The organism is Microbacterium sp. K35, assembly GCF_004794375.1.
GTDB classification, from domain to species: domain Bacteria; phylum Actinomycetota; class Actinomycetes; order Actinomycetales; family Microbacteriaceae; genus Microbacterium; species Microbacterium sufflavum.
The window spans coordinates 1-11,197 of the sequence record NZ_SSDM01000285.1; the positions used below are offsets into that span (position 1 = coordinate 1).

20 protein-coding genes and 1 tRNA gene are annotated in these 11,197 nt (G+C 69.0%); 8 read left to right on the forward strand and 13 right to left on the reverse strand.

Translation table 11 applies throughout. From position 1 onward, the window contains the following. From DW299_RS11095 to DW299_RS11110, 4 genes are all read right to left on the reverse strand, one after another. The coding region (locus DW299_RS11095; RefSeq protein WP_205814375.1) for a hypothetical protein at window positions 1–420 on the reverse strand (420 nt) is incomplete at its 3' end. Between the two features lie 336 nt (window positions 421–756). Beyond that, window positions 757–1,020 (reverse strand): hypothetical protein, encoded by a 264-nt coding sequence (locus DW299_RS11100; protein ID WP_205814376.1) that lies wholly within the window; start codon window positions 1,018–1,020, stop codon window positions 757–759. Then, window positions 1,017–1,319: a hypothetical protein gene (locus DW299_RS11105; protein ID WP_136036611.1), complete on the reverse strand. Its 303-nt coding sequence runs from the start codon at window positions 1,317–1,319 to the stop codon at window positions 1,017–1,019. Before DW299_RS11105 ends, DW299_RS11100 begins: the two co-directional genes overlap by 4 nt. Continuing rightward, window positions 1,316–1,714: a hypothetical protein gene (locus DW299_RS11110; protein ID WP_136036612.1), complete on the reverse strand. Its 399-nt coding sequence runs from the start codon at window positions 1,712–1,714 to the stop codon at window positions 1,316–1,318. Before DW299_RS11110 ends, DW299_RS11105 begins: the two co-directional genes overlap by 4 nt. 26 nt (window positions 1,715–1,740) lie before the next feature. Between DW299_RS11110 and DW299_RS11115 the strand changes: the two genes are divergently transcribed. Further along, entirely contained in the window at window positions 1,741–2,220 is a 480-nt protein-coding gene (locus tag DW299_RS11115) for a hypothetical protein (RefSeq protein WP_136036613.1), read from the forward strand. An 8-nt stretch (window positions 2,221–2,228) separates the two neighbouring features. On the opposite strand, the gene DW299_RS11120 is transcribed toward DW299_RS11115, so the two are convergent. The 6 genes from DW299_RS11120 to DW299_RS11145 form a co-directional block, all read right to left on the reverse strand. Then, window positions 2,229–2,663 carry a hypothetical protein gene (locus tag DW299_RS11120; protein WP_136036614.1) on the reverse strand — a complete coding sequence of 145 codons (435 nt, stop codon included), beginning with the start codon at window positions 2,661–2,663 and terminating at the stop codon, window positions 2,229–2,231. Next, complete coding sequence (locus DW299_RS11125; RefSeq protein ID WP_136036615.1) at window positions 2,660–3,412, reverse strand: hypothetical protein; 753 nt, start codon at window positions 3,410–3,412, stop codon at window positions 2,660–2,662. Before DW299_RS11125 ends, DW299_RS11120 begins: the two co-directional genes overlap by 4 nt. Next, window positions 3,399–4,379, reverse strand: coding sequence for a PDDEXK family nuclease (locus DW299_RS11130; RefSeq protein WP_136036616.1), 981 nt, complete (start codon window positions 4,377–4,379; stop codon window positions 3,399–3,401). Before DW299_RS11130 ends, DW299_RS11125 begins: the two co-directional genes overlap by 14 nt. Further along, on the reverse strand, window positions 4,376–4,702 hold the full coding sequence (locus DW299_RS11135) for a hypothetical protein (protein WP_136036617.1): 327 nt from the start codon (window positions 4,700–4,702) through the stop codon (window positions 4,376–4,378). The genes DW299_RS11130 and DW299_RS11135 overlap by 4 nt, the downstream gene beginning before the upstream one ends. A gap of 65 nt (window positions 4,703–4,767) precedes the next feature. Then, on the reverse strand, window positions 4,768–5,514 hold the full coding sequence (locus DW299_RS11140) for a phage antirepressor KilAC domain-containing protein (RefSeq protein ID WP_136036618.1): 747 nt from the start codon (window positions 5,512–5,514) through the stop codon (window positions 4,768–4,770). Beyond that, on the reverse strand, window positions 5,511–5,756 hold the full coding sequence (locus DW299_RS11145) for a hypothetical protein (protein WP_136036619.1): 246 nt from the start codon (window positions 5,754–5,756) through the stop codon (window positions 5,511–5,513). The genes DW299_RS11140 and DW299_RS11145 overlap by 4 nt, the downstream gene beginning before the upstream one ends. Before the next feature lie 205 nt (window positions 5,757–5,961). Here DW299_RS11145 and DW299_RS11150 point away from each other — a divergent pair, with 205 nt between their 5' ends. Beyond that, window positions 5,962–6,159: a hypothetical protein gene (locus tag DW299_RS11150; protein WP_136036620.1), complete on the forward strand. Its 198-nt coding sequence runs from the start codon at window positions 5,962–5,964 to the stop codon at window positions 6,157–6,159. Between the two features lie 257 nt (window positions 6,160–6,416). On the opposite strand, the gene DW299_RS11155 is transcribed toward DW299_RS11150, so the two are convergent. Together DW299_RS11155 and DW299_RS11160 are read right to left on the reverse strand one after the other, a co-directional pair. Beyond that, entirely contained in the window at window positions 6,417–6,617 is a 201-nt protein-coding gene (locus DW299_RS11155; RefSeq protein WP_136036621.1) for a helix-turn-helix domain-containing protein, read from the reverse strand. An 83-nt stretch (window positions 6,618–6,700) separates the two neighbouring features. Further along, a complete protein-coding gene (locus DW299_RS11160; RefSeq protein WP_168443122.1) occupies window positions 6,701–6,973 on the reverse strand; it encodes a helix-turn-helix domain-containing protein in 273 nt (90 codons plus the stop codon). Window positions 6,974–6,983: 10 nt separating this feature from the next. On the opposite strand from DW299_RS11160, the gene DW299_RS11165 reads away from it, so the two are divergent. The 3 genes from DW299_RS11165 (at window position 6,984) to DW299_RS11170 (ending at window position 9,219) form a co-directional block, all read left to right on the forward strand. Then, complete coding sequence (locus tag DW299_RS11165) at window positions 6,984–7,406, forward strand: hypothetical protein (protein WP_168443123.1); 423 nt, start codon at window positions 6,984–6,986, stop codon at window positions 7,404–7,406. A 65-nt stretch (window positions 7,407–7,471) separates the two neighbouring features. After that, window positions 7,472–7,909, forward strand: coding sequence for an ImmA/IrrE family metallo-endopeptidase (locus DW299_RS19085; protein WP_168443124.1), 438 nt, complete (start codon window positions 7,472–7,474; stop codon window positions 7,907–7,909). 50 nt (window positions 7,910–7,959) lie between these two features. Continuing rightward, window positions 7,960–9,219, forward strand: coding sequence for a tyrosine-type recombinase/integrase (locus tag DW299_RS11170; protein WP_240745381.1), 1,260 nt, complete (start codon window positions 7,960–7,962; stop codon window positions 9,217–9,219). 114 nt (window positions 9,220–9,333) lie between these two features. Here the strand turns inward: DW299_RS11170 and DW299_RS11175 are convergent. Beyond that, window positions 9,334–9,410 (reverse strand) — tRNA-Pro (locus tag DW299_RS11175). Window positions 9,411–9,518: 108 nt separating this feature from the next. Here DW299_RS11175 and DW299_RS11180 point away from each other — a divergent pair. From DW299_RS11180 to hslR, 3 genes are all read left to right on the forward strand, one after another. After that, complete coding sequence (locus DW299_RS11180) at window positions 9,519–10,115, forward strand: GNAT family N-acetyltransferase (protein WP_136036625.1); 597 nt, start codon at window positions 9,519–9,521, stop codon at window positions 10,113–10,115. An 83-nt stretch (window positions 10,116–10,198) separates the two neighbouring features. Then, the gene (locus DW299_RS11185; RefSeq protein WP_136036626.1) at window positions 10,199–10,867 is read left to right on the forward strand and encodes a lysoplasmalogenase family protein; all 669 of its coding nucleotides are present in this window, start codon (window positions 10,199–10,201) and stop codon (window positions 10,865–10,867) included. After that, window positions 10,867–11,197 (forward strand): Hsp15 family ribosome-associated heat shock protein (gene hslR / locus DW299_RS11190; protein WP_136036627.1); only part of this gene is annotated, 331 nt, incomplete at its 3' end. The genes DW299_RS11185 and hslR, both read left to right, overlap by 1 nt.

Consider the following 11,197-nt stretch of genomic DNA (forward strand, 5'->3'; position numbering starts at 1 on the left):
CGCGTCCTCCGCGCGCACCTGCGCCCTCGCGCGCTCCCGCGCCTGCTCGCGCGCCCGCGCTCCCCCCACAGCCACGGACGTCCATGGACGCTCCGACGGCGGCTCCGGGGTGTCGATCCGAGCGCCGCGGGCGTCGACCCGCAGCGGTCGGGCGAGGGCGATCCAGTGCGTACCGCGGGCGGGGAAGATCGTCAGGAACCCGACGTCGTCCAGCATCAGCAGGTGCTCCTCGACCATCGCCGTCGCTGCTCGGCCCGGGTACAGGTCGCCTGCGATCAGCTCCGGGATGAGCTCCCGGCGCCCCATCACGTCCGTGTGTAGCCACAGCCCCATCGCGGTCGGTTTCGCCTCGTCCGGCACCCGCAGGTACTCCGGCGACTGCAGGTCGCTCGGGCTGATGAATCGTTGCTTCGTTGACACCTTGGTCGTTCCCTCTCGCGAAGCCCTCGATGCACCTGTCGAGGGCGAACTGCAGATCGTGCTCGTCAACGGCGAAGCACTCGGTCCACCCGCGGCCCATGGGCAGCAGGCCGAGCGCTTCCGTCTCCCGGCGGAACGCCTGCGGGAACCAGCGGCGCAGCACGCGCAGCGCCTCCGCCTCCCACGACGCATCCGTTCCGCGAGCGCACACGATCACCTGAGCGCCGGAGCGGATCATCATCTCCACCCGGTGCCACTTCCACGCCCGGCCCACCTTCAGCACCCGGGCCTCGGGCCAGTAGACGACGTAGGTCATCGCGAATTCAGGCATCGCACTCATCGCGTCCTCGCCTTCTTCGACGGCGCGACGTCGCCGCGCCACTCCCGATGTGCGGGCGAGACCTTCGAGCACAGCCCGAACCGGTCGAGCGAATTCGTGATCTGCCCGCAGAGGCGGCAGGCGGGCTTGCCCTCGTGGATCATGTCGACGATGCGGAGCTGCTCGAGCGTGACCGCGCGGCTCGGCGCCCACGGTTTCGCCTCGGCCTCCTGTACGGCGACGATCGACCGGGCGATGCTCGCCTCGAGCACGGCGCTCATGCTGCGTCCTCGATCAGCTCAGCCTCACGCCGCGCCTGCCATTGCCGCTCGAACTTCGCGAACGTGATCCGCGGGTGCGACTGCCAGTGCTCGACGAGCTCCTCGGACGCGTACGCGAGCGCGCGGGTCTCGTTGCCCATGAACAGCGAGAACGGGTCGATGCTCTTCTCGCGGCCACGGGCGTTCAGCATGGCGCCGTTGGTGGCCTCCTCGGCGGCCACGAACTGCGCGTACAGGGTGTCGTCGTAGTCGGCGCGGCACTCACGCCACGCGGAGAACGCCTCGCTGATGATGCTCATGCGATGGCCTCGTGCCAGAGCAGCCACTCGGCGCCGTAGACGCTGCAGCCCATCTCCATCGCGAGCGCGCGGGAGATCCGCACCCGGGTGATGCCCTCGAGGCGGAACCAGGACATCTCGAGCGGGTAGAACACGGGGACACGCTCGGGGTGCGTCACCCAGCGGCGGACCTTCCAGCCGAAGCGGAGCGCCTTCGCCTGCATGTCACCCTCGCAGCCGGCGTTGCAGACAGCACAGAGCGACAGCCCGTCGACCGGGGACGGGACGTTCTTCGAGCCGCCCATGCCGACCGCGCGCCGGTGCTGGAAGGTGAGCACCATGACGCCGCAGGCGGCGCAGCGGCGCTCGTCACGGCGGTACACGGCGTCGCGCGTGGCCGCGGTCGGGGCGCTCATCGGGTCACCCCCGATAGAGTGCGGGCATGAGACGAGTCTTCGCGACGATGACGATCGCCGCTGCGGCGCTGGCCCTCGCCGGATGCAGCGGAGAGGTGGTACCGGAGGCGGCTTCGCCCGACTGCGACGCAGCTTTCGCGACGGCGAGCGAGGCGATGAACGTTCACTACGCGAACCATCCGCTGTTCGGCGCGGAGTACGACGCTATCTACGCCGACGGTGCAGTCTCGGACGAGGAGCAGGTCACCCTGGACGCGATGCTCGCTGACGAGGAAGCCAAGTTCGCCGCCCTCGTTGATCCGGTGTACGACGCGTGCGATGGGGTCGAGGACCTCTACGCGGGCGCGTTCGCTCACCGCGACGATGCCGACTGGGCTCTCCTCGACGTCGAATCGATGAGCCGGGATGACATCAAAGCGGACTTCATCTTCGGCCATTGCTACGGGAACGAGTCGCGACCGGCCTGTTCGGACTTCGTCGTCGACGACTGGAACCGACAACTCTGAGTTCAGCTTCATCGGTGCTCTCCTCGGAAGTTGGCATTGAGGGACCGGAGGATCTCGATGTCCTCGGTCAGGGTCTTGCGCATCTCGCGTGCGTACTCGAGCGCGAGCTCGGCGACGTCGATGCGCTCCCATGCGGTGAGGACGTCGGCGTCGGACTCGGCGACGAGGCGGCGGGTCTCGGCATCCCGGCCGACGGCGCGCTGTCGGGCGTAGCCGCGGGCGATGATGAGCTCGCGCTTCGCGTCCTTCACGCGCTTCGAGCGGTCGGCGAGGATAGCGGGCGCCTGCGCGATCATCGCGCGGGCCTTGAGCAGCGCGCCGGCGCACTGCACCGGCGACGGGAATAGCTGCAGGAGTTCGCCCTCGTCGAGCGCGGTGAGGTTGAGCGGGACGAGCTCGACACCCTGCTCGGTGACGGTCCCGTCGGTGTCGTCGACGATCATCGGCGTGCACCCTTCTTCTTGCGGGCGGCCTTGCGGCGGTCGGCGCGGTTCTGCGGCGGGAGGTAGTCGCGCGGCGCGGGGCGCTCCGCGACGGGCGACTCGGTCGCCGCGAAGGCCGGTGCGGGCTCAGCAGTCGAGATCGCCCGGGCCGACTCGACGAGCGCCTTCCGCTGGTTGCGGGCGGTGCGGTGTAGGTCAGTGCCCGCCCGATCCGGGGTGAACGCACGAACGGCGCGTGCCTCCGTCTCGAGGGCATCGATCTGCTCGATCGTCTCGGCGGCCAGGAACTCGGCGGCCCAGTCGCGCGTAGTCGGCGCGGCCACGGCGGCACCCGCCACGGCAGCATCCGCCACGGCGGCGGGCAGGTCGCGCTCGTCGATCTCCTCCTCGATACGGATATCGCCGAGGAGGTCGCGGAACGTCTGCCGGAATGCGACCATGCGCACGGTGCGACCGAAGTGGCGCATCGGCGAGCGGTCCCACTTTCCGGACCACTCCTCCGAGGCGGCCGGGTACTGCTCCGACCAACGGATCGTGACCGTCGTCGGGATGCGCACGCCCTTGCGGTAGACCTCGACGCGCGCGAACTCCGGGTGCGCGGCGTCAGCGGTCGGCGCCCACGCCTGCAGCCAGACGACGCCATCGTCGGAGAACTCGACCGGGCCGGTGCCGTCCCACTCCCCCGAGGCGTGCACGATGTGCTCGACCTCGCCGATGGTCTTCTTCTCGATGAGCTCAGTTGTTGACATGCTCGACCTCCTGGAACTTCAGAGCGGGCGCCCTGCGGGTGGTGCGGGCGAAGTGCTTCAGCGCCGACGCCTCGAGCACGGCGAGCTCGACGCGCAGCGCCTCGACGTGCGCGTGGACCTCCGGGGCTGCGGCCTTCCATGCGGCCTCGTCGATCGACACCGTCTCGGTGACCGTGGTCTGGAACCCGCCGTGCTCGGTCATGCCGACGGCGCCGAAGCGCTGCGCGCCGGGGAGCTTCGCGGTCGCCGCCTTGACCTTCTCGTTCGCGGCCTTTTCCGCCTTCACTACGGCGTCGAGGTCGCGCTTCAGCGGCGCCCATGCGGCGACGGCGTCCGCGACCTCGTCGGGAAGGTCGTCGACGTCTGGGCATCCCGCGTCGCGCCAGGCGATGAAGTTGTCGGCGCGGTCGACGAGGTACGCGATCATCTCCTCGTCGCGGGGCACGGGGGTCCACGTCGCGCCGTTCACGGGCGGCATGTCGTCTTCGTCGCGGACCTCGAACCCATACAGGGCGTAGTCGGCTCCGAGCACGTGGATCTGCCACTGCATCTGCGCCATGTGCTCGACGGGGATCGACCAGGAGTCCCATCCGAACTCGTGGGACTTCACCTCGATGACGACGAGGGCTCCGTCGGGATCGATGCCGATGGCGTCCGGGGTCGCCCGGTGCAGGTCGTTGTCGAGCGCGGCCCACAGCGCGGCGTTCGGGGTGAGCGATGCGAGACGCTCGGCGGCCTCGTCGAGCAGCGCGGCCTCGCGGGCATGCCCGGCCTTCGTTGCCTTGTTGCCGCGGAAGGTCGAGCCGTTCATCTTCTGCTCGACGATCGTGCGGCGCGCCTTGATGCCGGCGCGTGCGATGCGCCAGGCGTCGGAGGCGGTGACACCCCCGCCGCGCTCGAGCATCCACACGGTACGGGGTGCGTCACCGGGGACGACGACGCGGGCTGCGGTGATCTGCGGGGTCATGACTGGTCGCCCTTGTTCGGGAGCGGGATGAGGAACGCGGCGACGAACGTCGCGAGGCTGATGAGGACGCCCAGGTCCGCACCGTTGACTCCGGTCGTCGGGTCGGCCGCAGCGGGCCCGCAGATCGCCGCACCGAGGAGCGCGGCGACGACCGCGACCATGCGTCCGGGAGACAGCGGCCAAAGGCCGGGGCGATCGGTCGCGATCGGTCCGTCGATGACGGGAGCGGTGCGCTCGACGACGCTGAGGTGCATGTCAGCGGTGAGCGGTGCGAACTCGCCGACCGGGGCGACGTTGTCGTCGGTATCCTGTGTCTGAGGCATGTGCTTGCCTTTCGTTCTCTGGTGGGGCGTCCGTTGCCGCGGGCGCCCCGCTTTCGTGTGCGGCGTCAGGGTGTGAGGGCGCCGGCGCCGAGGCGGACGCGGAGGCGTTCGATGCCCTTCGGGGTGATGCGCACCTGCGGGGCGGATGGGACGAGGTCGCCGGTGTCGTGGTCGCGGTACGGGGACATCGCGCGCACCTTGACCAGACCGGCGTCGACCGCGCGGGCGTACGGGGTCCAGCGGTTCTTCTCGCCGCGGTAGATCCAGCCGAGCTCGTGGAGCTTCTCGAACAGGCGCTGCGGTCCGGTCTCGATCCCGGCGCGGGAGAGCATCGGGGCGACGTCGCGGACCGCGTAGTCGGTCCCCGCGTCGGCGATCTCCTCCCACGCCTCGGCCATCGGCGCGAGCGCGGCGATCTGCTCGTCCTTGCGGGCGATGATCTCCTGCGCCTGCACGACGGCGCGCGCCATCAGCTGCTCCGGCGTCTCGACGGCGTAGGTGCCGGTGCGGCGGATGGCCGGGATGACCTCGTGCGTCACCCACCAGCGGAAGCGGCGGGCCTCGGGCTTGTCGGACCGGATGACGACGTCGTACATGCCGGCCTCGGAGACGATTGTGACCGCGCGGCGCTGGCCGCCGGAGCTGATGTCCGTCTGGCGGATATCAGCCTCGTCGAGGCGGGCGGTGACGTTGCCGACGTTCGAGAGGCCGAGCACGCCGCAGATGTCGGCGAGCACGAACCACACCTCGCCGTCGACCGGGACGGTGCGCACCTGCCGGTCGGCGTACTGGAACACCTCGAGCGCGCTCATGCGGGATCGCTTTCAAGCTCGGCGATCCCGGTCGCGAGGAACGCGCACAGCGCGGCAGCGAACAGCGCACCGAAGGCGAGCACCAGCATCAGGAGCCCCCACGGGGCCAGCACGAACGACACCCACACGAGCGCGAGCCCGAGCACGAGGTATCCGACCGCCACGCACCAGAGCACGGGGCTGAGCAGCGCCACCGCCAGGTCGACCGGACCATCCGGCGTGGTCGGGGGAGCCGTCCCCACGGTGCCCCGACCCGCCTGGCCCGATATCCCAGCGGGCACTCGGCCCCCAGACCGGGACATCATGATGCGTCCTTCGATTGCGGAGCGGCGTCCGACGGTCCGACGCGGTGGCGGAGGGGTACACCGCCGCGTCGGACGCGTCCCCTACGATCGGGTCACAGACCGCCGACGCTGGCACGTCGGTGGCACCGATCGAAGGGGAGCCATGAGCGTTCGACACAACGGACCGAAGACGATGCAGCAGCACGCCGAGAACGCGGTCGATCACGCGGACTCCGCGGCGCGCGTCATGAACGACGCCGAGCTGCCCGACTTCAGGGACCGCGCGTTTGAGGAACTCAGCTTCGCAGTTCTGGAACTCGGGCAGGCGCTGGTGAAGCTCGCGGAGAGCAAGAGCCTCTGAGTCGATCGCATCCGCGATCTTTCGGATTCGCGCCGCGACAACCTCGGCACGTGCCGAAACCAGGTACCCGTCGTCGATCTCAGCGAGTCGGCAAGCGAGAACGTCCATGTCAACGACATGGCTTCGGCCGAGCGCGCCCCGGACGAGAGCCGGGGCGACCGCCGTTTCAATAGGCTCTGCCGCATGGATATGACGCGTGAGGAACGGATCACCGCTGCGGCCATCATCATGCGGGACGCCGTCGAAGAGATGCTCGCTCAAGACGCCACCTCGTCTTCTCGGCAGGCGGCGAACCACGAGAGCACGTCAGCCCGCGAGTAGCGGATCAGGCTCGAACCGGGAAGCTTGTGCCAGGCCGGACCCGTCTTGGCGTCTCGCTCCCTCGCGATGCGCCAGCGTTCGAGCGTCTTCGTGCTCACCTCGAGGATCTCGGCGAGTGCCTTCGGCGACATGATCATCGGCATCTCCTCGAACCCCTCCGGGGCCGAATGCGACTCGACGTCTGCGCCTGCGGGTGTTGACGGGAAGGCAACGATCCTCATCACGCCACCCGCTGCTTCTCTGCAGCGTGCTGAGCCGCGTGCTCCGCACGACGAGCGATCTCCTCGACCGTGAGCCCCAGCCACGACGCCACGAGAAAGAGCTCGAGCACGTTGAAGTGCGTGCCGCCGTTAAGTCGGCGGCCTGCCGTGTGCTGGGTTATGCCGAGGACGGACGCGAGCTCTGCGGCGGTCTTGCGCTGACGAGCAAGCTCGGCCCGCACCTCGTCCGCGACGCTAACTGCCGCAGCTTCTTCGGGTGTCTGCTTTGTCATACGAGCCATAGTGAGTGACAAATCATTCGCTGTCAAGCTCATCATTCGTATTGACGAAAAATCATTCACCCGCCACACTGGTGCTATGGATGACGAAGCACTCGCCAATCACTTCTCTGACGCGCTGGTTTCGGAGATCAAGGCCGAGATGGGGCGGCAGGATCTCTCGTCGCGCGGACTCGCGCGCCTGATCGGATCGAACCCGCAGTTCGTGTCGTCGCGCCTCGACGGCGGGAACCCCCGCACCGGTGAGCGTGTCATCCTCAACGTTCGCGACATCGTCCTGATCGCCAACGCCCTCGGGATGAACCACGTCGACCTCATCACTCGCGCCGAGAATGTCGCACGACGGCAGCATGATTACGACCTGGTCGCGAATGAGTCGATCAACGAGTTCCCCGAGGGGAATGACGCGGACTACGACCACGCGTGACGCGACGTCCGCGCATCGTTCCACAACCCACGAACAACACCCATGCCCGATCGAGGGGGTTACGCATGGACGTCTGGAACCTAGCCGCCGACATGGGGCTGACCGTGCGGGAGCGTCGAGGCGCGCACCGCAGCGGCTACGCGCCCGGTTCGAACCACATCGACCTCACACCCGGAATGCGCGGACGTGTGCTGCGCGGCGTGATGTGCCACGAGATCGGACACCACGTGCTCGGCCACCGGCCGACCGACTTCGGCCTCATTCGCAAGCGGCAGGAGGCCGGCGCGAACGTGTGGGCTGCGCAGACGCTCATTACTCCCGTCGCTTACGCCGATGCCGAGCATCAGTTCAGCGGTCACGTGACCTCGATGGCTATTGCGCTCAACGTGCCCGACGAGCTCGTGATCGTGTTCCGCAGCCTGCTCCTCCGCACCGATGGTGCCGTGTACGTCGATCCCCGCATGGGCGCCGGTCAGTTCGCGCACCGCATCGAGGTCAGCTAGTGGCGAAGGCGTGGATCACTGATCGCTGGGTGAAGGATGCGAAGGTGACGATGCCTGACGGCACCGTCACCAAGATCAGTCCGACGAGTGCGCAGATGAAGTCGCTCAGGACGATGCCCGAGCACTTCCGTACCTCCAAGTTCGGGCGGGGCTCGCGGTGGGAGGCCGGCTGGTACGACCCTGATGGCATCCAGAAGAAGCGCCTGTTCTCCCGGCGCTCAGATGCCGAGGCGTTCGTCGCCGGCATCGAGGACGACATTCGCTCAGACCGCTACATCGACCCGTCCGCCCGAGAACGCACCTTCGAGGCCGCCGCCGAGGCGTGGCTCGCGTCGAAGAACCGGATCAAGGATTCCAGCTGGCGACGCTACCGCCGCGAGCTCGACAACTACGTACTGCCGAGGTGGGGATCACGAGCAGTCGGCAGCATCACTCGGCCACAGATCGACGAATGGATCTCACAGCTTCGCGCCGGCACTGCGGTCTTCGTCTTCGACAAGAACGGCCACCTCAACGAGGGCGGACGCAAGCCGGTGAAGATGAGCGCCGCCTACCTCCGTCATGTCGTCGGCTCCACGTTCGGCGGCGCGCTCCGTTACGCGGTCGCGGAGCAGTGGATCGGTCGCAACCCGCTGGCGAAGGTCGAGTTCCCCCGCGACGAAGGCGACATCGAGAACGACCTGCCGTCACTCTCGTACGTGCAACTCGACATGCTTGCCTCCGCGGCATCCGCGATCTCGGGACGACCAGTCGACGGCGTCCTGTTCAGCATGCTCGCCCATAGCGGCCCGCGCATCGGCGAGGCGACGGCGCTGAAGATCAAAGACCTCGACCTCGAGCAGAAGCGCGCACGCATCCACCGCACGTGGACGATCGACCGCGCCGGACTCCGCAAGCTCGGTCCCGTGAAGACGTGGGAGAAGCGATGGCTCCCGCTCGCCGACTTCGTCATCGACGGGCTGAGCGAGATCACGGCGGGCCGCGACTCGGAGGACTTCGTGTTCGTCACCGTGCGCGGCGCGGCGGTCGACGGCAAGAACTGGTACAACCGCGTTTGGCTGAAGGCACGTCGCACGGTGCGAGCGGCCGCGGACTACTCGGTGCACGACCTGCGCCACGTCGCAGCGACGAACGCCATCGCCGCGGGCGCAGACGTCAAACTCGTGCAGCTGATGCTCGGCCACAAGGACGCGACGGAGACCCTGAACACGTACTCGCACCTCTGGCCGAACCGAGTCGACGAGGTCATCGGCGCTGTCGAAAGGCGCCGCGCAGAGGCGCTCGGGCTCGGCCAACTGCGCGCGCTCTGACCGCGCCGTGCATTCCCATGTGAGACGCATGTGAGACGGCGACCTCGAGCGCCGATTCCGGGCATAGAAAAAGCCCCGGAGATCCGCGTGATTCTGCGGTTCTCCGGGGCTTTCTGGTCGGGCTGACAGGATTTGAACCTGCGACCCCTTGACCCCCAGTCAAGTGCGCTACCAAGCTGCGCCACAGCCCGTTGTTCTGCACTCTCGCGCAGGCAACTCCCCTATCTTAGCCGTACCCGAGGCCCTCTCGCGAACCGGGGCGTTGCGGGGTGTCGGACCCACTGCGTACCGTCGCGGTCATGCCGACGATCACCACCGAACTCGCCACGTCCGACCGCTGGGACGACGTGCAGCAGGCTCTCACGGGCGGAGGGGACGGGGCGAGCTGCCAGTGCATCTGGCCGATGTTGAGCAACAAGGACTGGAACACGACCACCACGCCGCAGCGCACCGAGATGTTCCGGGCCGAGATCGACGAGGGTCCGCCGCCCGGGCTCGTGGCCTACGTCGACGGCGAGGCCGCGGGCTGGATCCGCGTCGGACCGCGCACCGCGCAGGCCCGCATCCCCCGCACGCACATCATCGCCGCGTCGTCCGCCGAGCCGTTCGACGACCCGTCCGTGTGGGCGGTGACGTGCTTCGTGGTGCGCCGCGAGCACCGGGGCACCGGACTCAACGCGGCACTGCTGCGGGCGGCGGTCGACTACGCCGCGGCCTCCGGAGCGCGACTGGTCGAGGGGTACCCGGTCGACACCCGCGGCGAGAAGCAGCGCGCGAACGACCTGTTCCACGGCACGCTGAACACCTTCCTCGGCGCAGGCTTCACGGAGCAGACGGTCATGAAGCCGGGGCGGGTTCTCGTGACGCTCGACCTGTCCTCGAGCACCGACGCATGACCGCCGCCCCGGGTGCCGCATCCGCCATCCCGGGAGCCGCCCCCGCTCCCCCGGATATACCGCCGCGGCCATACGATGAGAGGATGCGCCGCCGCACCCTCCCTCGCCCGATCGTGTGGGCGTTCGCGCCGTATGTCGCGGTGTCGCTGCTGCACGTCGTGCTGCTCGCACTCGACCACGTCTTGGCCGCTCCGACCAAGCTGCTGCTCATGCCGCTGCTCGCGGTACCGGTGCTCGTGGCCGCCCCACGCCTCCGGCCGCGCTCCGCCCTCGTGCTCGTGCTCGCGGCGCTGCTGTTCTCCTGGCTGGGCGACGGCGCGGGGGCGCTGTTCCCCGCCGCACCCGAGCTTCCGCTCATGCTCGGGTTCTTCGGCCTCGCGCACGTGGCGTACATCGTGCTGTTCGCGCGGCACCTCGCCCGGCGTCGGCTGCCCTGGTGGACGCTGGTGTACGCGGCGTGGTGGGTCGCGATGATCGTCGCGATCGGCCCGCACACCGGCGCGCTGCTGATCGGCGTCGCCGCCTACGGGCTGCTGCTGGGCGGCACGGCCGCGATGGCCGCCCGCTGCCACCCCCTCGTCGCGGTGGGCGGCGCGTTCTTCCTCGCCAGCGACACGATCCTCGCGTTCCGGCTCTTCCTCCCCGATGCCCTCCCGGCCTGGAGCAGCCCCGCCGTGATGGCGACCTACACGCTCGGACAGGGGCTCCTCATCGCGGGCACCCTGGTCGTCCTCGCACGGAAGGCCTCGTGATGGTCGACAGCGTCCGCGTCGACAGCTGGCTGTGGGCCGTCCGCGTATACAAGACCCGGTCGGCCGCGACCACCGCATGCCGTGCGGGGCATGTGCGCGTGAACGGCGACAAGGCCAAGGCCGCCCAGACGGTCCGCATCGGCGACGAGCTGCGCATCCGCATCTCGGGGTTCGACCGCATCCTCATCGTCCGGCAGCTGCTCGTCAAACGCGTCGGCGCCCCACTCGCCGCCCTCGCCTACGAAGACCGCACACCCGAACGCGAACCGCAGGCCGCGCTCGGCCTGCGCGACCGCGGTGCCGGTCGCCCGACCAAACGCGAGCGCCGCG